Raw genomic sequence first — 19,906 nt, 5'->3', positions numbered from 1 at the left:
CCATGGAAGCGCTGGCGCTCGACGATTACTCGCTGCTGTGCATCTGGACAGCCATCGCGATCTACGCTGCGGCGTTCGTCGCGTACGCCTTCGACCTCGCCGGTCGTTCTGCGGCCACCGCTGATGCGAAGGCGGAGCGAGAGCTCGTTCATGCGGGCGCCGGTGCGTCGGCGGATGCGGTCGCCGCGGCATCAGCGGCCGAGGCGCCGAAGAAGCCCCGCTTCGTCATGGCGCGGATCGGAACGGCGCTGACCGTCCTCGCGTTCCTGCTCCACGTCGCGGCCCTCGTCATGCGCGGCGTCGCGGCCGGACGTGTTCCGTGGGCGAACCTCTACGAGTTCGCGATGATCGGCACGGCGCTGATCGTCCTCGTCTACCTCGTCGTGCTGACCCGCGTCGATCTGCGCTACCTGGGCACATTCATCATCGGTCTCGTCGTCGTGCTGCTGGGACTCGCCGCCACGAACTTCTACGTCGAGGTCGTCCCGCTGATGGATCCCCTCAAGAGCGTGTGGCTCGTCATCCACGTGTTCGTCGCCTCGCTCTCCACGGCGTTCCTGGCGCTGGCGTGCTCGCTGTCCGTGCTGCAGCTGCTGCAGGCACGGCGCGAGCGCAAGATCGTGGAGCAGGCGGAGAAGACCGGTCCGCGCTTCCTCGGGACCCTGCCGACGGCGGAGCGCCTGGAAGGGCTCGCCTACCGGTTCGCGATCATCGGCTTCATCTTCTGGACGTTCACCCTCATCGCCGGTGCGATCTGGGCACAGGACGCGTGGGGCCGCTACTGGGGCTTCGACGTCAAGGAGACCTGGACGTTCATCATCTGGGTGCTCTACGCGGGCTACATCCACGCCCGCGCGACCCGAGGTTGGCGCGGAAGCCCGTCCGCGTGGTTGTCGATCGTCGGCTTCGCCGCGGTGATCTTCAACTTCACGATCGTCAACGTGTTCTTCAAGGGCCTGCACGCCTACTCCGGCCTGAGCTGAGCTGAGGGCGTCTCAACCGAGCGGGATGACCTCGGCGTGCTCCGCGCCGTTCTCGTACCAGACGAACTCGACCTCGGAGACCGTCTCGGTCACGCCAGCGGGCAGGCCCCGCACTGACGCGCGCTCAAGGTCGGACCAGGCGTCTTCGTCGAGGTGCTTGCCGTAGACGACGGACAGGTGGAAGGTCCAGTCGTCCAGTGCCAGTTCGCCCAGTCGCCGGAAGTCCGTCGCGTCGAGAGCCGCCGTCAGACCCGCGTAGGCCGTCACGAGAGCAGGCGTGCGGGCCAGACGGAGGATGACGATCTGCCACGGCGCAGGGAAGACGTCTACCGCCTCGACGGTCAGCTCGATCGGGTGCTGGTCGGCGGCCCACTCGCGGATCAGCGCATGCAGCAGGTGACGCCGTTCCGGCTCGGAGAAGCCGCGCAGCGTGACGTGCCCGGTATGCGGATGCGTGACGGCATCGCGGAGTCCGCCGAGCGCCGCGACCTGCACCTCGCTGTAGGCATCGGCCACCACCGCGGTCGGGCGCAGCACGAGGTACTGCTGCCCCTCCAACGAGGTGAGCTGGGCGGGCGTACTCATGAACGGACGGCGCATCGACCGAGCGTATCCGCGTTCGCGTCGCCGTCGCGAGAAATGACGAACGCGGGTTCTCTCGAAGGCGAGAACCCGCGTTCGTCTTCCTGCTCGGCGCAGGGCGCGCGCCTCAGCTGGCGAGCACAGCCTTCGCGGACGTCGTCCGGCGCAGTGCGACCGTGAGCGTCGTGACGCCCAGCGCCAGGACACCCCACACGATCAGCCCCGCGAGAGCAGCCCCGTTCCCGGCGATCAGGCCGGTGTACGCCGGCTGTGTCGGCAGCGCCGCCCCGAGCGAGGCGAGCCACGCGGGCACGGTCGAGATGAGTCCGGTCGCGATGGCCAGTACACCGACGAGCGCACTGATCCAGCGCCCGGCACCGCCGAGCACCGCCACCAGCGCCTGATTCACCGCCGTGAACGAGACACCGGCGAGCACGGCGGTACCGGCGAACACCCACCAGCTCGCGGCGTCGTACTGCGCCACGATCTGGACGATGACCGAGACGAGCACGCCCTGCCCCGCGCCGATGAGCGCCGCAGGCGCGAACGCCCGCAGCGCGAGCGAGATCGAGGGCCGCCGTGAGGTGAGGGTGCGCGCCGTGTGCGGCCGCAGCACGAGGAAGGTCGCGAGAGCGCCGAACCACAGCACGACGGCCGTGAGCAGCGGAATCGCCGTCGGCCCGAAGATCGTCGAGGCGGAGCCGTTCGACGATACAGGGTCGGCGATGACCGAGGCCAGCGACGAGGATTCGTCCTCCGTGAAGGACGGGATCGAATCGACGGCGGTATCGAGACCGCCTGCGAGCTCATCGGTACCGGTGGCGAGTTCGCCGAGTCCATCGACGAGCTCGGTCGCGCCGTCGGCGAGTTGGGTCGCGCCGTCGCCGAGCTGTCCTGCACCCGAACTCAGCTCGTCGGCGCCGGCTGCGAGCTGCCCTGCTCCCTCGCCGAGGCCCGATGCGCCGGTCGAGAGGCCCGTTGCGCCGTTCGCGAGCTCACGCGCGCCGGCAGCGGACTGGTCGACGCCTCCGGCGAGCTGACCCAGTCCGTCGCCCAGCGCGACCGCGCCGTTGCCGGCTTCGGAGAGCTGAGCGGAGAGGGTCTGCGGCAATGCGCCGATGCCGTCGGCGAGCCCCGCGGCGTAGCCCGATGCCGTGCCGGCCGCCGTTGCGGCGTCGCCGGCCGAAGCGGCGGCAGTCCCGGCATCCGCCGCGGCCGTAGCGAGCTGTGCGCAGAGATCGCCGGACACTGCCGGATCGCACTGTCCGGCCAGAGCGCCCAGCGTCGCCGCGAGTTCACCGACCCGCGTCGCCGTCGCGACGGTCGACTCGGCGGCGGCGCCGGACTCCGAGGCGACGGTCCCGGCCGCACCGACGAGCTGACTCAGCTCGCCGGCCGGGTCCGTCATCGCAGCGGCACCGGCGAGAAGCCCCTGTCCGAGGGTGGTCGCGCCTGCGCCTGCTTCACGGGTCTGGGCGGCGATCGTGTCCAGCCCTGTCCCGAGCGAGTTCGCGCCGCCGCTCAGCTGGGTCGCCCCGTCGGCCAGCTGCGTCGCCCCGTTCGAGATCTCGGATGCGCCGTCTCCGAGCTGGGAGGCGCCGTCGCCGAGCTGGCTCACCCCGTCTGCGAGTTGCGTCGCACCGTCGGGCAGAGCGGTCGCGCCGTCGGCGGCCTGCGATGCTCCGTCGGCCAGCTGCGTCGCGCCATCAGCTGCTTCGCCGAGCTGCTCGCCGAGGGTCGAGAATCCGACCAGCACATTCTCCATGGTCGCTTCGCTGAGCATTGTGCCCATCGTCGAGGTCGCGGCGGCCGCGATCTGCGAGGTGATGAGGTCATCCGCCACACGCCCGTCCTCTGGCGTGGTGACGCTGATCATCGCCTGCTCGGCCTCCCCGCCGCCGTCCGCGATGGCCTGGCCGGATGAGGTCGCCGCAGACGAGAAGTTCTCCGGGATCGTGATGACGGCCTGGTAGGTGCCGTCCTCGAGGCCCTCGGTGGCGTCGTCTTCGTTGGAGATGACCCACGTCAGGTTGGAATCCAGCTCATCCGAGCCCTCGACGAGTCCGGAGGCGAGCTGACGGCCGAGCGGGGTGTACTGGTCGTCGATCGTGACCGGTTCGTCGAGATTGACGATCGCCGCGGTCATGGTGTCGAGCCGCTCGGTCGGGTTCTGCAGCGCCGCCACCAGCAGACCGCCGATGATCGCGGGCAGCAGCAGCACACCCAGCACCGTCAGCCAGGTGACCGACCTGCGCGAGCGCGTCCGTTCGAAGGAGAGGGTCATGCGGTCACCTCGGTGCTCTCGGTGCGGTGGGGGAAGCGGGTGTCGATCACGTCGGCGTCCGGCCATCCGGCGTCCGCCAGGATCGCGCGGGCGACGTACGCATCGGATGCCGTGGCGAACACGGCCAGCGGCCGGGATGCCGCGGCATCCCTGAGCATCGCCGTCGCCTGGTCGCGCTGAGCGCCGGCCAGCAGGTCGATGCCGTCGATGACGACGAGTTCAGACCGACCGCGCAGTGCCTCGCGCAGGTCGGTGAGGGCGGCATCCGCGTCGTCGACGAGGACGCAGCCGACGTGGGCTCGCACCCAGGCCGCCCGCCCTGGCAGCAGGTGCCCGGCGACGCGCAGGCGTCCGCCGTCGGGATTCACGCGGCCGGCGATGGCGAGCGCCAGCGCCCGGCGAACGCGGGCGTCGGGAGCCGTGGCGACCAGTGCCTCACCCGGTGCGACGCGCAGGGTGATGTCTTCCAGGATCGGCGCGTCCGCGACGAGAGACAGATCATCCGCCGCGACGACCGAGTCATCGCCCGGCCAGGAAGCGAGGTGCCGCTCGCGTTCGACGGCCTCGCCCTCGATGTCGACGCTGGGCAGGATCCGCTCCAGCCAGCGCGGCAGCTCCCACGCGCGCTGGCCCAGGATGGCCATGAGCGCGGGGATGAGCGTCATCCGCACGAGGAACGCGTCGATCGCGATGCCGGCGGCGAGGCCGAGCGCGATCGGCTTGAGAGACGAATCGCCCTCGGGGACGAATGCGACGAAGACGGCGAACATGATGAGTCCTGCGGCGGTGACGACCTTCGCCGACCCGCTGAACCCGGTGCGGACGGCGCGGATCGCCGCGTCCCGACGCTCGGCGCGGTCCGTGCTCTTGGAGGCCTTGTCATGCACGAAGTCTTCGCGCATGCGGGAGACCAGGAACACCTGGTAGTCCATCGCCAGACCGAACAGCACGCCCATCAGAACGATGGGCATGAAGCTGATGATGGGTCCCACCTTCGCCACGTGCAGCGCATCGGCGAACCAGCCCCATTCGAAGACCGCGCCCACGACGCCGAACGCGGCGATGATCGACAGCAGATAGCCGAGCGCGGCGGTGATCGGCACCCACAGCGAGCGGAACACGATCGTCAGCAGGATGAGCGACAGCCCGATCACGAAGATCCCGAACGGCAGCAGCGCGGCGCCGAGCTGGTCGGAGATGTCGATCGCGACCGCGGTGAACCCGGTGACTTTCACGTCGATGCCGAATTCGTCCAGCCACTCGTCGTGGTGCGAGCGCAGCTCGCGCACGAGATCGCTCGTGGCGGGGTCGTCCGGAGCGGTCTCGGGGATCACCTGGACGATACCGGTGTCGGCGGTCTCGTTGGGGGTCGCGAGAGCGACCTCCTTGACGCCGTCGATGTCCGCCACGGCATCGCCCAGGTCCTCCATCAGCGTCAGCGGGTCCGTCGAGGTGACGATCGTGCTGGTGAGGATGAGGGGCCCGTTGAAGCCGGGGCCGAACTCTTCGGCGACGAGATCGTAGCTGTGGCGGGCCTCGGAGTCCTTGGGCAGTACGCCGGCGTTGGGGAGCGCGAGATTCAGGCTGAGTGCCGGGATGGCGATGACGCCGAGCCCGACGATGACCGCGAGCGAGGTGAGGACGGGCCGCTTCGTGATGCCGCCGACCCAGCGCTGGCTGAACGTGCGGGCCGGCTCGCTCGAGGCCTTCGCGGGGCGCGGCCTGCGCTTCCAGCCGATCACGCGCCCCTTCATGAATCCGAGCAGCGCCGGCGTCAGGGTCACGGCGATCGCGACGGCGACGGCGACGGCCACGGATGCCGCGATGCCCATGGTCGTCAGGAACGGGATGCCGGCGAAGCCGAGACCGATCAGGGCGATGAGCACGGTGATGCCGGCGAACACCACGGCGGACCCCGCCGTCCCGACCGCGCGGGCGGCCGACTCCTCCGGTTCGACGCCGTCGCGCACCTGATCCTGATGCCTGGCCATGATGAACAGCGCGTAGTCGATGCCGACGGCGAGGCCGAGCATGAGCGCCAGCAGCGGGGTGGTCGAGGACACCGTGGCGAAGGCGGTCGCCGCGAAGATGCCGGCCATCGAGATCCCGACGCCGAGGATCGCCGTCGCCAGCGGCAGACCGGCGAGGGCGAAGGAGCGGAATGTGACGACCAGCACAGCCAGTGCGATGAGCAGACCGATCGCCTCGGTGATCGTGACCCCGGGAATCGACGTCGCGAAGAGGTCGCCGCCGAGCGCGGTCTCGGCACCCTCGGGCAGCGCGGCCGACAGCTCGTCCACGACTGCCGCGAGCTCGTCCTTGGTCTCCTCCGAGACGTCCGTGGACTGCCCGTCGAACTGCAGCTGGACGATCGCGGCGGTCTCATCGTCGTTGATCATGCCGTCGACCATCTCGTCGTACGGGGAAGTGGCGGCGAGCACGCCCTCGAGGCCCTCGAGATCGCCCACCGCATCCTCGATGTCGTTGCGATACGCGTCATCCGTGATGCTGTCGCCGTCCGCCGCCACGACGATGAATTGCGCATTCGTCCCGCTGACCTGGGGGAACGAGCGAGACAGTTGCTCCAGACCGGCCTGGGATTCGGTGCCAGGGATCGAGAAGGTGTTGTCCGTGCCGCTGCCGAGGACCAGCGCGCCTCCGCCCGCGATGCCGAGAACCAGCAGCCACGAGACGAGCACCCGCCACGGGTGGCGGAACGACCAGCGTCCGAGGGACGACAGGAGTGTGGACACGAGGATCCTCCGTGGGTGCCGACGCGGATTGGATACACAAGTGTATCCGATACAACTCTGTATCCTACGGTGAGTCGACGGTGCGAAACTGTGCGCAGGATGTGAGAGTGGGAGCAAGGAGGGTCCGATGACGATTCCGGTGACCAGACGCCGCGAGAACACCAGGGCGCGCCTGCTGGATGCGGCGGCGCAGGTGTTCGCGGAGGTCGGCCTCGAGGGGGCCAGCGTCGAGGCGATCTGCGAGCGCGCCGGCTTCACCCGGGGGGCGTTCTACTCGAACTTCGAGTCCAAGGATCAGCTGTTCCTGGCGCTCGCATCCTCGGTCGCCGAGCAGCGGCTCTCCTCGGTCAGGGGGCGCATCGACGAGTTCGTCGCATCCGGTGTGCTCGCCGGCGACGCGGAGCCGACCGCATTGGTGCAGCGGATCATGGACTCGGGGCTCGATGACCGCCTCGGCGTGCTCATGATGAGCGAGATCCGCATCCGTGCGCTGCGCGACGAGGCGTTCGGCACGGCCTACCTCGAACAGGACCGCGCGATGGTCGCGAGCATCGAGGCGATCATTCAGGGCCTCATCGACACCGGGCTCTTCGCCCTGCGGATCGATGTTCCGTCGGCTGCGCGGATGCTGATGATCCAGTGGGAGGGGTGCATGGCGCGCGCCGCGCTCGACGGGCTGGACGGCGAGCGTCTGCATCACGTGGGGGCCGAGGCGCTCGGTCAGCTCGTCGACCTCATCATCGCGCCCGCCGAGTGATCCGCTCGGTCAGTCGGATGCCGACAGCAGCGCGTGGCAGCGCGTGAGCCGGTCGATCCACCACTGCGTGCGCTCGGGGGATGCGGCGAACCGATCGAGTCGTTCGGCGTCGGGGCTGATGCGGCCCACCGGGATCCCGCCGTCGCGCGGGACGAGCTCGGCGACGTCCTCGACGAAGAGTGCTCCGGTGCCCAGGCCGCAGTCGTAGTCCAGCTCCGGGAGGGATGCCGCGAGCAGCGCCCCCTGGGCGAGGCCGACCGCGGTGTCCAGCGCGCTGGAGACGACGGCGGGCAGCCCCGCCTCTGCCACGATGTCGAGCGCCCGGCGAATGCCGCCCAGCGGTTGCGCCTTGATCACCAGAAGATCGGCGGCGCCCGCGCGGGCGACCGCGATCGGGTCAGAGGCCTTGCGGACGCTCTCGTCCGCGGCGATCGGGATGCCCATGTACTTCACGCGGGTGCGCAGCTCGGCGAGTTCGTCGACGCTCGCGCACGGCTGCTCGACGTACTCGAGATCGAACTCGGCCAAGGCATGGATCGCGTGTTCGGCCTCGTCGATGTTGCAGGCACCGTTCGCATCGATCCGGATGCGTCCCTCCGGGCCCATCGCCTCCCGAACGGCGCGCACCCGGGCGACATCGTCCGCGAGCAGCTGCCCCGGCTCGGCCACCTTCACCTTCGCGGTGCGGCAGCCGGGGAAGCGCGCCAGGACGGCTGCGACCTGCGCAGGGGGAACGGCCGGCACCGTCGCGTTCACGCCGATGGTCGTTCGTCGTGGCGTCGGCTGCGGCATCCACCCGAAGTCGATCGCTGCGGCGAGCCAGACGGATGCCTCGGCATCCGAATACTCGACGAACGGCGAGAACTCCGCCCAGCCCTCAGGCCCCTCCAGCAGCAGCGCCTCTCGGACGTCGACGCCGCGGAACCGGGTCGTCATCGGGAGTGCGACCACCCTGGCGGTGGAGAGGATGTCGGCAAGCGGCGGCGTCATCCCCCCATCATGCCCGCGAGAAACCATCTCCGGCGCGAGAATCACCTCGCGAGTGGTTTCTCTTCACGAAGTGGTTTCTCGATGGGCGAGCACTCAGCCCAGCCGCTTCTGGAGCTCGGCCATGAGAGCGGTCGTGCGGAAACCCAGGCGCGTGTTGACGGCGAGCATGTGCGCGTTCGAGTCCGCGTTGAACGTGTAGATGCGCGTGGTGTCAGGGGAGTGCTGCTGCAGCATCCGCAGGTTCTCGAGCTTGACCCGCAGTCCGAGTCGGTGACCGCGGTCTTCGCGGCGGACCAGCGTGCCCCACTGATAGGCGTTGCCGTCATCGCGTGACACGACGATCTGCGTGTACGCCGCGACATGCCCGTCTGCCGTGAGCGCGGCGGTCCCGAACGAGGTGCGTCCCTGCCGCGCGACGAGCTCTTCGTCGGCGCGGAAGTCCGCGACGTCGGCGGATGCCGCCTCGATGTCGAGGTCGCCGGTGGGAGCTTCGGTGTCGAGCACGGCATCCAGCGCCGCCCACTCGGCGACGATGTCCTCGGGCACAGCACCGTTCCAGCTGCGGATCGTGTAGCCGGGAGCGGGCGCTTCGGCGACGAGTTCTTCGATCACGGCATCCGTGACCGGCAGATCGAGGCGCCCCTGCAGGTCTCCCAGGGCGACGGAGTAGCCGTGACGGCGCGCGAACTCGCGACCCGGTTCGCCGGAGCCGTCGGCCGGGGCGGATGCCGGCCAGAAGATGTCCGCCCGGATCGTCGTGCGTCCGGCGGCCGCCGCCTCCGCCTCCACATGAGCGAGCAGGGCGGACCCGACCCCGCGGCGGCGATGCTGCGGAGGCACGTTCACGCCGATCCCGGCGAGATGCACGTTGTCTTTGAGGGACAGGCCGATCGAGGCGGATCCGACGACTATGCCGTCCTCGACTGCGACGAACGCGCGGCGTTCGGTGGTCGCCGACGGCTGCTGCAACTCCGCTCGACTCTCATCGCGGGACCAGATCACGGCGTTCTCGCCCATGCCGACCCGGCGGGCCGCGGCGTACGCCTCCCACCAGGCGTCGTAGGCGGAATCGTCGAACGGGTCGACGCGAGAGATCGTGAGCGGTCCTGGCATCTTCCCAACCTATCTCCCACGTGCAACATCGATGCGTGATTGACAATAGTGTGCGTCACACAGTAATGTGGTCGACATGGACGAGACGTTCGACACACACCTGCAGGAGCTGCGGCGCGGCACCATCGTGCTCGCCTGCCTGCAGTTGCTGCGCCATGCCGGGTACGGCTACAGCCTGCTCGAGCAGCTCGAAGGGCACGGCTTCACCACCGATGCCAACACCCTGTATCCGCTGCTGCGGCGGCTGGAGAAGCAGGGATACCTCACCAGCGAGTGGAACACCGAGGAGGCGAGGCCCCGCAAGTTCTATCGGACCTCGGACGCCGGAATCCGTCTCGCTGACACCCTGACCCTGGAATGGCGATCGCTCACCGCGGCGATCACATCGCTCACCGAAGAGGAGCACTGACATGACCGCCACACTGACCGAGCGCTACATCTCGGCCACGATCCGCAGCCTCAAGCCCGAGACGCAGGACGACGTCCGCGCCGAGCTCGAGGCCTCCATCGCCGACGCCGTGGAGGCGCGCGTGGAACAGGGCGAGTCGCCGGCCGACGCCGAGCGCGCCGTCCTGACCGAACTCGGCGACCCCGGCATTCTGGCCGCCGGCTATGCCGATCGCCCATTGCACCTGATCGGGCCGAAGTACTACCTGACGTGGTGGCGACTGCTGAAGCTGCTGCTGTGGATCGTGCCGGTGAGCGTCGTCGGCGCCATGGTTCTCGGGCTGCTGCTCTCCGGTGCGACGGTCGGCGAGACGATCGGGCAGTCGGTGGCGGTCGGGATGACGGTGCTCGTGCACCTGGGATTCTGGACCACCCTCGTCTTCGTCGTGCTGGAGCGCACCGGAGCGGACACCGGCATGAAGTGGGATGTCGACCAGCTCCCCGAGGTCCAGGAGGACGGGGCCGGGCGCAGCGAGCTGATCGCCTCGCTCGTGTTCCTGGGCATCGCGGCCATCGCCGTGATCTGGGATCGCGTCCGCGGATTCTTCCCCACCGGCGGCGACCCGATCCCGATCCTCAACCCGGAGCTGTGGCCGTGGGGGATCGGAGCGCTGTTCGTGCTCATCGTCCTTGAGGCGGGCTTCGCCATCGCGCTGTTCCGCCAGCGCCGCTGGACGACCACGATGGCGGTGGTGAACACCGTGCTCGCGCTGGCGTTCGCGGCCTGGGTGCTGGTGCTGATGCTGCGTGGTGAACTGGTCAACCCGGACTTCCTCGCACACATCGTCCAGGCTGGTGGCGACGGCTTCGCCGCCGGAGATGCCGAGGCGGCGGAGAACGGCGGCATCTTCCGCATCCTCGCCGTGCTGCTCGGATTCGGCATCGCGGTCGGCGTCGTCTGGGACATCGTCGACGGATGGCGCAAGGCCGGACGAGCGCGGCACGCGATTCAGGTCTGATCGTCCGCACTTCCCCGGGGAGCAGCGTGCTCCTCGGGGAAGTGCGTTGCCGGGGAATAGGCTGGATGCCGTGGACAACGCATTCGTCTCCGACCTTTTCGACCCCGCCGAGTGGACGCTCGCACCGGGTGCCGAGGCCTACACCGACATCACCGCGCACGTGTCGGTGGACGGCGGTGTCGCTCGCATCGCGTTCAACCGTCCGGAGGTGCGCAACGCCTTCCGCCCGCACACGGTCGATGAGCTCTACCGCGCGCTCGACCTCGCACGTCAGGACCCGCGGATCGGTGCCGTGCTGCTCACCGGCAACGGTCCGAGCGCGAAGGACGGAGGCTGGGCGTTCTGCTCCGGCGGAGACCAGCGCATCCGCGGCCGCGACGGCTACAAGTACTCCGACTCCGAGGCCGTCGTGGCGGACCCGGCGCGCGCCGGGCGCCTGCACATCCTCGAGGTCCAACGGCTCATCCGGTTCATGCCGAAGGTCGTCATCGCCGTCGTTCCTGGCTGGGCGGCCGGTGGGGGGCACTCGCTGCACGTCGTGTGCGACCTGACCATCGCGTCTGCGGAGCACGGGAAGTTCAAGCAGACCGATGCCGACGTCGGCTCGTTCGACGCCGGATACGGTTCGGCGTACATGGCGCGTCAGACCGGACAGAAGTTCGCCCGCGAAGTGTTCTTCCTCGCCGAGGAGTACTCCGCGCAGCGCGCCTACGAGATGGGTGCCGTGAACCGCGTCGTGCCGCATGCCGAGCTCGAGCGCGAGGCGCTGAAGATGGCGCGGACCGTCCTGACCAAATCGCCGACGGCCATCCGGATGCTGAAGTTCGCGTTCAATGCGGTCGACGACGGGCTCGTCGGTCAGCAGGTGTTCGCCGGAGAGGCCACGCGGCTCGCCTACGGGACGGACGAGGCCGTCGAAGGGCGCGATTCGTTCCTCGAGAAGCGCGAACCGAACTGGAGCTCATTCCCATGGCACTTCTGAGCCTCCCGCTCCCCGGGCACGACTGAGCGCCGACGCATGACACGCCTGGTCCCCACCCCCGCGGATGACCCCGTCGTCCTCAGCGAGCAGCTCCGGCGCGCGCTCGACGCCGGTCCGGCTCTCGGTCTCGGGATGCTGGGGGACGAGCCGGATGAGGTCCCCGACGGCACGGCGGTGGTGATCGGGACCTCCGGATCCACCGGCATCCCGAAACGGGTCGCGCTCAGCGGCGAGGCGCTGCGCGCCGGCGCCGAGGCGACGGCCGCGCGCATCGGTGAGGGGCGCTGGCTGCTCGCACTGCCGGGTGGGTACGTCGCCGGACTCCAGGTCCTCGTGCGCTCGATCCTCGCGGGGACGGAGCCCGTGGTGCTCTCCGGCGCATTCTCGCCGACCGCATTCGCCGAGGCGACGCTGACGAATCTGCGCACCGGTTCGGTCGATCAGCTGTACACCTCGTTGGTCCCGGCGCAGATCGCCGCCCTGCTCGGAGCGATCGACGAGCCGGGTGTGCGCGCCGCGCTGCAGGTGTACCGCGCGATCCTCGTCGGTGGTCAGGCGCTTCCCGAGGTGCTGCGCGAACGCGCTGCGGATGCCGGGGCGAACCTCGTGCGCACCTACGGGTCGACCGAGACGAGCGGAGGGTGCGTGTACGACGGCGTCCCGCTGGACACCGTGAACGTCCACGCGGTCGACGGCGAACTGCGCATCGCCGGGCCCATGCTCGCCGACGGATACCTCGGCGACCCGACACTCACGGATCTCACGTTCGAACGGGACGAGCGCGGCATCCGCTGGTATCGGACCGGAGATCTCGGCATCGTCGAGAACGGCGTCGTCCGCGTGCACGGTCGAGCCGACAACGTCATCGTGTCCGGCGGGATCAACGTCTCTCTGGACCGCGTCGAGACCATCGTGCGACGAGTGCCGGGGCTGACATCGGCCGTCGTCGTGGGCGTCGACGACGAGCGCTGGGGCGAAGCCTCGGTCATCGTCGCGGTCCGAGGAGAGGCGCTGCGGCGCAGCGAGGCCGAGCAGCTCGAGCACGCGCGGGAGGCGGTCGCCGCGGAGATCGGCAAGCATGCGCGCCCCGCGCGGCTGGTGCTGGTCGATGAACTGGCGACGCTGCCGAGCGGCAAGCCGGACCGTGACGCGATCGGTCATCTGGCGGCGCTGCTGCGCTGAGCGGTGCCACACTGGGGCGATGGCGACCTACACCCACGGGCATCACGAATCGGTGCTGCGCTCCCACAACAACAGGACCATCGCGAACTCCGCCGAGTACCTGCGGACGCACCTCGCCGCCGACGCCTCGCTGCTCGACGTCGGGGCCGGTCCTGGAACGATCACGGTCGAGTTCGCCGAGCGGGTCGCGCACGTCACCGCCACCGAGATCGGCGAGACGGAGCTCGCCCTCTCGCGGCGCGCGGCGGCCGATCGCGGACTGACGAACCTCGACTTCTCGGTCGAGGACGTGCACGCGCTGAGCTTCGCCGACGACAGCTTCGATGTCGTGCACGCGCACCAGGTGCTGCAGCACGTCGCCGACCCCGTGCAGGCGCTGCGCGAGATGGGCCGCGTCGCGAAACCCGGCGGAATCGTCGCGGCACGCGATGCCGACTACGCCGGCTTCCTCTGGTTCCCTCTGATCCCCGAACTGGATGAGTGGCTGCGCCTGTACCGCAGCGCGGCCCGCGCCAACGGCGGGGAACCCGATGCCGGGCGCCGGCTGCTGTCGTGGGCGAAGGCCGCCGGGTTCGAGGACGTCGCGGCCACGGCATCGACGTGGTGCTACGCGAACGCGGAGGACCGTGCCTGGTGGGGCGGCATGTGGGCTGACCGCATCCTGGAATCCGCGCTCGCCCGGCAGGCCGTCGACTCGGGGCTCGCCACGCGGGCGGATCTCGAACGCATGAGCGCCGGCTGGCGGCAGTGGGCTGATGCCGAGGACGGCTGGTACCTCGTGCCGCACGGCGAGATCATCGCCCGCGCCTGACGCCGCCCGCGGACGGATACATCCCGCGACGGATGCCCTGGTGGACGCCCTCGCGTAGCGTGAGAGGGTGATCCGTCCGCTGTCCCGCACCGCACTCGTCCTCGACATCGCCGGGGCCGCGCTGCTGTTCGTGACCCTGATGCCGATGTCGTTGGCGTTCTACGGGCCGGGGACGCTGAGCTTCATCGGCATATCCGAAGCCGCCGGCATCGCCGCGATGGTGATCGCCGGACTGATCCAGTGCGGCGCGGTGGCGATCGGGCGCCTCGCGCCGGGCATCGCGCTCGCTGCGGCGTGGGTCGGTGCGATCGTGCAGATGGTCGCGGGGCTGTCGCCGCTGCCGTTCAACATCGCGATCCTCATGGTGCTGTACGCCACGGCGGCCTGGGGTTCGCGGCGCGTCATGTGGGCCGGGCTCATCTCCGCCGGTGCCGGCGCCGTCGTCGCAGGGCTCTACATCTCGTTCTTCAACGGTGCCTCATACGGCGGGTTCGGCATCACCTTCGCTGCGGCGACGCTGCTCGTGCTGGCATCGGTGCTCGCGCTGGGGTTCGCGTGGGTCGCCGGGTTCGGCTGGCGCATGGTGCTGCGGTCCCGTCGCATCCGTGCGGCGCAGATGCGGGCCGAAGCGGCCACGGCGGAGGAGCAGGAGCGCGTGCGCATCGCCCGCGACATGCACGATATCGTCGCGCACTCGCTCGCCGTCGTGATCGCGCAGGCAGACGGCGCCCGGTACGCGTCGGCGGTGGACCCGGATGCCGCACCCGCGGCGCTCACCACGATCGCGCAGACCGCCCGTGGCGCCCTGTCGGACGTCCGGATGCTGCTCACCCAACTGCGCCACCGGCAGGGCGACGGCCCTCAACCCACGCTCGCGGACCTCGAGACACTGTTCGCCCAGGTGCGACAGGCGGGCATCGAGCCGCGCGTGACGGTCGACCCGATGCCGCCGGGCGACATACCGGGCGGGCTCCAACTCGCGGTGTACCGGATCCTCCAGGAGGCGTTGACCAATGCGCTGCGCCACGGCGACCGGCAGTCGGTAGAGATCCATCTGGCCTGGCATCCGGCGTTCGTCGATGTCACCGTCGCGAACCTCGTCGACGAGTCGTCGCCGCCGGGTCCCGGCGGCGGGCACGGGATCATCGGGATGCGTGAGCGCGCCCAGTTGGTCGGCGGCGTCCTGCGCGCCGAACGAGAGGGCGGACAGTTCGTCGTCCGGGCGCGCTTGCCGATCGATGCGGACCACGAAGGGCAGGATGGGATGGGCGGATCCGCCGCCGGGGGAGGGGACGCATGATCCGCGTCGTGCTGGTCGACGATCAGTCGCTGTTCCGCGCAGGGATCCGCATGCTCATCGACTCGCAGCCCGACCTCGAGGTGGCAGGCGAAGCCGGAGACGGACGGGAGGCGCTGGCCGTCATCGCCTCGACCCGCCCGGACGTGGTCCTGATGGACATCCGGATGCCGGTGATGGACGGTCTCACGGCCACGGGCGAGCTGCTCGCCCAGCCGGACCCGCCCAAGGTCGTCATGCTCACGACCTTCGACCTCGACGAGGCCGCCGCTCGCGCGATCCGACAGGGCGCCAGCGGGTTCCTGCTCAAGGACGCCGATCCGGAGTTCCTGCTCGCGGCGATCCGGACCGTGCACGCCGGATCCAGTGTGATCGCGGCATCCGCCACGCGCGACCTGTTCGCGCACTTCGCCGACGAGACCAAGCCCGTCCCGGCATCGTACGGCGGGCTGACCGACCGCGAGCGCGAGATCTTCGCGCTCGCCGCCCGCGGACTGTCCAACGCCGAGATCGCGGCGCGCGAGTTCCTCAGCGAGGCGACCGTGAAAACGCACATCAGCCGCATCCTCACCAAGCTCGGCCTCCGTGACCGCGTGCAGCTGGTCGTGTTCGCCTTCGAGCACGGACTCAACTGAGCCCAGATCATCCTCCCGATGTACGGAGGATGATCCTGGTGGGCGATGCTTCCGACGTGCCGGCGGAAATAGCGTCGAAGGCATGGAGATCACGACCACCGACCTGGGGCTCGCCGCCCGCGTCCAGCATCTGAAGAAGTCCTACGGATCCGGCGACGCCGCGGTCCACGCGCTCGACAACGTGAGCGTCGGAATCCGCCGTGGCCAGTTCACGGCCATCATGGGGCCCTCTGGTTCGGGCAAGTCGACCCTGATGCACATCATGGCCGGACTCGACGCCCCGACCGAGGGGCGCGCGTGGATCGGCGACACCGAGATCACGGGACTCGGCGACCTCGAGCTGACGATCCTGCGCCGCCGTCGCGTGGGCTTCATCTTCCAGGCCTTCAACCTCGTCCCGACGCTCGACGCGATCGGCAACATCATGCTGCCGTTCGAACTCGACGGTCGGCGCCCGAGCGCGATCGAGCGCGCTCGTATCGACGGGCTGGTCCAGACGCTCGGACTCGGCTCGCGCCTGCGCCACCGACCGCACGAGCTCTCCGGTGGCCAGCAGCAGCGCGTCGCGATCGCGCGAGCGCTCGCCACCGCTCCGGACCTCGTCTTCGCCGACGAGCCGACCGGCAACCTCGACTCCAGGACCGGGCGCGAGGTGCTGCAGCTGCTCTCGGACGCGAGCCGCGAGCACGGACAGTCGATCGCGATGGTGACGCACGACGCGATCGCGGCCAGCCACGCCGACCGCGTGCTCTACCTCGGGGACGGCCGGATCGTCGCCGATCACCCCCGCCAGAGCGCCGAGCAGATCGCGGCCTACATGCTGGCCGCCGAGGTGGCGGCATGAGCGCCGCCGTCGCGATCGCCGACACGGCGAGGACCGGCCCTCGCCTGGCCTGGCTGCGCGACAGGGGGATGGGGGCAAGCGTCCTGGTCGCCGGCCTCGCCTCGGCGTTCGGCGTCGTCCTGGTGGAAGCCACCGCCTACATCGGCGTCATGCTGAAGGCGGACCCGTACATCGGAGACAGCGGCACGCTCGCCGTCGTGGTCGCGATCCTCACGGTCCTGCTGATCGGTGTCGCGCTCTACGTCGCCGCCATCGTGACGGCCAACACGTTCTCGACGATCATCGCCGGACGCACCCGCCGGATCGCGCTCATGCGGCTGATCGGCGCCTCGGCGCGTTCGCAGCGCGCCGAGGTCGCCAGGCAGGGACTCATCGTCGGCGTCATCGGCGCCGTGATCGGGCTCGCTGCCGGGATGCTGGTGTGCGTGCTCGGACTCGTCGTCGCCGACCGCCTGCTCGGGGCTCTGCCGGAGTTCTCCCTCGCCCAGTACGCGATCATCGTGCCGGCCGTCGGAGTCGCGCTCACGACGTGGGCGGCTGCGTGGGCAGGTTCGCGGCGCGTGCTGTCCGTGACGCCGCTGCAGGCGATCGGCGGCTCGATCGAGCGGACCCATGAGGATGCCGCGGCACGCCCTGCGCGCCACGTCGGCGCCCTGATCCTGCTGATCGTCGGCGTCGCGCTCCTCGTCTTCGGCGTCCTGGTGGGCCTGGTGAGTCCGCTCGGCGTGGTCATCGCCTTCTTCGGCGGGCTGCTGTCGTTCACCGGGCTGTCACTGGGCGCCGTGCTGTTCATGCCGCCGCTGCTGCGCGTGGTCGGTCGTCTGTTCGGCGAGTCGGCCACGGCGCGGCTCGCCGCCGAGAACGCGCTGCGCTACCCGGAGCGATCCAGCCGCATGTCGATCGGCGTCGTGATGGGGGTCACCCTGGTGACGATGTTCGCCGTGGCGCTGGAATCGGTGAAGGCACTGCTGATCAAGGCCGCCGGCGGCGCACTGGACGCCCAGTTCACGATCATCATGGACAGCTTCGCCGCCGTCATGATGGTGCTGGTGGGCATCTCGGCGGTCATCGCCGCCGTCGGGCTGGTGAACCTGCTGACGATCGGCGTCGTGCAGCGCCGACGTGAGTTGGGCCTGCTGCGGGCGATCGGACTGTCGAACCGACAGGTGCGGCGGATGATCCTGCTCGAGGCCGCGCACATCACGATCACGGCGACGCTGACGGGGCTGGTGCTCGGTGTGCTGTACGGCTGGATCGCCGCGCAGTCGCTCCTTGCTTCGGTGCGGATGCCGCCCGACTTCGGAACGGCCGGTCTCGTCGCTCCTGCGGTGCCGTGGATCCCGCTGGTCGTGATCGTCGTCGCGACCGCCGTCCTCACACTCGTGGCCGCAGCGACACCCACGCGCCTCGCGACGCGTGTCGCGCCGGTGGAGGCGCTCGCCGTCGAGTGAGGCGCCCGTTCACCCCTCCGCGAGACGTGCTCTGCAGCGTGAGACGCGGCCTGCCCAGGTCGGTCTCATCCCGCAGAGTACGTCTCGCGGCGCGCATAGGCTGGAGGGATGCCTCAGCCGTTCGACCAGTCCACGTATCAGGTCCGCCTCGAGTGGGGAGTCGCCGGTCTCGAGCGGCTGGCTCCGGCGGATGTCGTCGTGGTGGTCGACGTGCTGCGCTTCTCGTCCACGGTCACGGACACCGTGGCGGCCGGAGAGTCCGTCGATCTCGAGACGGCGATCGGCTGGTCGGCCAACGGCGCAGCAGTGACAAGGGCTGCGGGCGCCGAGACAGTGCTGATCGGCTGTCTGCGCAACGCCTCGGCTGTGGCGCGCGCCGTGGCCGCACTTCAGGATCGCCGACAGCGGCGCACGTCCGTCGCGGTGATCGCGGCGGGGGAGCGCGCATCGGATGGCGGTCTGCGCTTCGCCGTCGAGGATCATCTCGGCGCCGGCGCGATCATCGCCGCACTCAGCGACCTCGGCATCGATCACACGTCGCCCGAGGCCGCCGCGGCCTGCGAGTCGGCCCGAGGACTGCGCCGCGCCCTGCGCCACCTGTTGGCGGCATCGGGCTCGGGGCGGGAGCTGACGGACGGCGTCGCCGTCACGGCGCGTATTGCAGCATCCGGGCTCACACCGACGACCACGCAGCAGGCCGCCGAGATCGACGCGACCGACGTCGTCCCTGTGCTCCGCGACGGCGGGTTCGTCCCGTTCGTCTGAAGGCGCGTCAGCGCGGCGTCTGCGCGGCGAGCTTCGTCGCCGCCGTGATCTCGCGGCGCGTCCATTCGAACTGGAACCGCGGGTCGTAGCTGCGCGAGCACTTCGCGCAGCTCGTGGCACGGGACGGGCGGCGATGCCGGTAGGTCACGTGTCCGGCAGGGCAGCGTCCGACCCAGGGGGCCAGCTCGGTGGCCGTCTCGCCGTGATGCGTGGTGCCGCCGACGTAGCCCAGCTCGCGTGCGACGCGCTGCCATCCGGCGCCGTGACCGGCCTGGTGGCCTGCGAGAGCGTGCGCGACCTCGTGCAGCAGCACCTGATGGACTTCGTCGTCGTCGAAGCGGGCCGCGAGGTAGCGCGATACCGAGATGCGCTTGGTGCGGTAGTCGCACTGCCCTGCACGGCGCTTGGCATTGTCGAATCCGAACGTCCAGCTCTCATCCAGATGCATTCGGATCAGCGCCTCGCCCCAGATGCGCACACGGTCCAATTCGGCCATACGATCAGGCTAGATCACCCCGCCGACATCGGCGTGGGCGCAACGCGTCAGATCGCGACCGGGGACTCCACGCGACGTCGCTCGACCGTCTCGATGGCGAGCAGCACGGTCTCCAGATCGCGATCCTCGGCTCCGGTCTCACGGCGCAGGAACAACGATCGCTTGAAGCTCTCCTTGGCCTGCTCGAAGTCGCCGGCATCGAGCGCATTCTTGCCCCGGTGCTGATGGGCGAACGCCGCGATCGACGCCCAGCGCTGGCCCTCGGCCTCATCCGCGCAGGTCGCCAGCTCCTGATCCGCAGCGGCGTGCGCCCCGCGGTACTGCAGGACCGTGGCGTGGAGCACTCGGGCTCGCAGCACATCCTTGCGGGTGCCGGCCATACGCGCCTGACGCACGGTCTCGTCCGCCAGGGAGAGTGATTCGTCCAGGCGATCGAGCACTTTCAGCAGCCAGACCCGCTCCAGCATCGCCGGCAGACTCCGTTGCGATTCGATCTCCGCGAGCCGGCGTGCGCACTCGGTCTCATCGACCAGTTCCCGAAGGGTGTCGGAGTCATAACCCCGGATGTAACTCAT

19 protein-coding genes are annotated in these 19,906 nt (G+C 69.8%); 12 read left to right on the top strand and 7 right to left on the bottom strand.

From position 1 onward, the window contains the following. Positions 1-2 precede the first annotated feature (2 nt). Complete coding sequence (gene ccsB / locus ACFCYE_RS10020) at positions 3-983, top strand: c-type cytochrome biogenesis protein CcsB (RefSeq protein ID WP_376178379.1); 981 nt, start codon at positions 3-5, stop codon at positions 981-983. A gap of 12 nt (positions 984-995) precedes the next feature. Here ccsB and ACFCYE_RS10015 read toward each other — a convergent pair whose 3' ends face one another. The 3 genes from ACFCYE_RS10015 to ACFCYE_RS10005 form a co-directional block, all read right to left on the bottom strand. Next, entirely contained in the window at positions 996-1,583 is a 588-nt protein-coding gene (locus ACFCYE_RS10015) for a 2'-5' RNA ligase family protein (RefSeq protein WP_376178378.1), read from the bottom strand. 109 nt (positions 1,584-1,692) lie between these two features. Further along, on the bottom strand, positions 1,693-3,849 hold the full coding sequence (locus tag ACFCYE_RS10010; RefSeq protein WP_376178377.1) for a YhgE/Pip family protein: 2,157 nt from the start codon (positions 3,847-3,849) through the stop codon (positions 1,693-1,695). After that, complete coding sequence (locus ACFCYE_RS10005; RefSeq protein ID WP_376178376.1) at positions 3,846-6,602, bottom strand: efflux RND transporter permease subunit; 2,757 nt, start codon at positions 6,600-6,602, stop codon at positions 3,846-3,848. Before ACFCYE_RS10005 ends, ACFCYE_RS10010 begins: the two co-directional genes overlap by 4 nt. 127 nt (positions 6,603-6,729) lie before the next feature. Here ACFCYE_RS10005 and ACFCYE_RS10000 point away from each other — a divergent pair, with 127 nt between their 5' ends. After that, complete coding sequence (locus ACFCYE_RS10000; protein ID WP_376178374.1) at positions 6,730-7,359, top strand: TetR/AcrR family transcriptional regulator; 630 nt, start codon at positions 6,730-6,732, stop codon at positions 7,357-7,359. Between the two features lie 9 nt (positions 7,360-7,368). On the opposite strand, the gene ACFCYE_RS09995 is transcribed toward ACFCYE_RS10000, so the two are convergent. Both ACFCYE_RS09995 and ACFCYE_RS09990 read right to left on the bottom strand, forming a co-directional pair. After that, complete coding sequence (locus tag ACFCYE_RS09995; protein ID WP_376178372.1) at positions 7,369-8,349, bottom strand: o-succinylbenzoate synthase; 981 nt, start codon at positions 8,347-8,349, stop codon at positions 7,369-7,371. Positions 8,350-8,442: 93 nt separating this feature from the next. Then, on the bottom strand, positions 8,443-9,462 hold the full coding sequence (locus tag ACFCYE_RS09990; protein ID WP_376178371.1) for a GNAT family N-acetyltransferase: 1,020 nt from the start codon (positions 9,460-9,462) through the stop codon (positions 8,443-8,445). Between the two features lie 76 nt (positions 9,463-9,538). Here ACFCYE_RS09990 and ACFCYE_RS09985 point away from each other — a divergent pair, with 76 nt between their 5' ends. The 10 genes from ACFCYE_RS09985 (at position 9,539) to ACFCYE_RS09940 (ending at position 18,835) form a co-directional block, all read left to right on the top strand. Continuing rightward, positions 9,539-9,871, top strand: coding sequence for a PadR family transcriptional regulator (locus tag ACFCYE_RS09985; protein ID WP_376178369.1), 333 nt, complete (start codon positions 9,539-9,541; stop codon positions 9,869-9,871). A gap of 1 nt (position 9,872) precedes the next feature. After that, the gene (locus tag ACFCYE_RS09980; RefSeq protein ID WP_376178367.1) at positions 9,873-10,868 is read left to right on the top strand and encodes a permease prefix domain 1-containing protein; all 996 of its coding nucleotides are present in this window, start codon (positions 9,873-9,875) and stop codon (positions 10,866-10,868) included. A gap of 70 nt (positions 10,869-10,938) precedes the next feature. Beyond that, positions 10,939-11,850, top strand: a complete 912-nt coding sequence (locus tag ACFCYE_RS09975; protein WP_376178365.1) for a 1,4-dihydroxy-2-naphthoyl-CoA synthase — start codon at positions 10,939-10,941, stop codon at positions 11,848-11,850. 36 nt (positions 11,851-11,886) lie between these two features. Continuing rightward, a complete protein-coding gene (locus ACFCYE_RS09970) occupies positions 11,887-13,032 on the top strand; it encodes an AMP-binding protein (RefSeq protein WP_376178364.1) in 1,146 nt (381 codons plus the stop codon). 19 nt (positions 13,033-13,051) lie between these two features. Beyond that, positions 13,052-13,843: a class I SAM-dependent methyltransferase gene (locus ACFCYE_RS09965; RefSeq protein WP_376178363.1), complete on the top strand. Its 792-nt coding sequence runs from the start codon at positions 13,052-13,054 to the stop codon at positions 13,841-13,843. 67 nt (positions 13,844-13,910) lie between these two features. Further along, positions 13,911-15,143 (top strand): histidine kinase, encoded by a 1,233-nt coding sequence (locus ACFCYE_RS09960; protein WP_376178361.1) that lies wholly within the window; start codon positions 13,911-13,913, stop codon positions 15,141-15,143. After that, on the top strand, positions 15,140-15,775 hold the full coding sequence (locus tag ACFCYE_RS09955; protein WP_376178360.1) for a response regulator: 636 nt from the start codon (positions 15,140-15,142) through the stop codon (positions 15,773-15,775). The genes ACFCYE_RS09960 and ACFCYE_RS09955 overlap by 4 nt, the downstream gene beginning before the upstream one ends. 82 nt (positions 15,776-15,857) lie before the next feature. After that, positions 15,858-16,619, top strand: coding sequence for an ABC transporter ATP-binding protein (locus tag ACFCYE_RS09950; protein WP_376178358.1), 762 nt, complete (start codon positions 15,858-15,860; stop codon positions 16,617-16,619). Further along, complete coding sequence (locus ACFCYE_RS09945) at positions 16,616-18,070, top strand: FtsX-like permease family protein (protein ID WP_376178357.1); 1,455 nt, start codon at positions 16,616-16,618, stop codon at positions 18,068-18,070. The genes ACFCYE_RS09950 and ACFCYE_RS09945 overlap by 4 nt, the downstream gene beginning before the upstream one ends. Positions 18,071-18,178: 108 nt before the next feature. Then, entirely contained in the window at positions 18,179-18,835 is a 657-nt protein-coding gene (locus ACFCYE_RS09940) for a 2-phosphosulfolactate phosphatase (RefSeq protein WP_376178355.1), read from the top strand. Between the two features lie 7 nt (positions 18,836-18,842). Here ACFCYE_RS09940 and ACFCYE_RS09935 read toward each other — a convergent pair whose 3' ends face one another. Then, complete coding sequence (locus ACFCYE_RS09935; protein WP_376178354.1) at positions 18,843-19,331, bottom strand: SprT-like domain-containing protein; 489 nt, start codon at positions 19,329-19,331, stop codon at positions 18,843-18,845. Positions 19,332-19,378: 47 nt separating this feature from the next. Further along, positions 19,379-19,906, bottom strand: coding sequence for a hypothetical protein (locus tag ACFCYE_RS09930; RefSeq protein ID WP_376178353.1), 528 nt, complete (start codon positions 19,904-19,906; stop codon positions 19,379-19,381).

The organism is Microbacterium sp. NPDC056234 (genome assembly GCF_042267585.1).
Taxonomy (GTDB): domain Bacteria; phylum Actinomycetota; class Actinomycetes; order Actinomycetales; family Microbacteriaceae; genus Microbacterium.
Note: the sequence above shows the minus strand (reverse complement) of the source record. Positions and strands in the feature narration are given on the sequence as shown.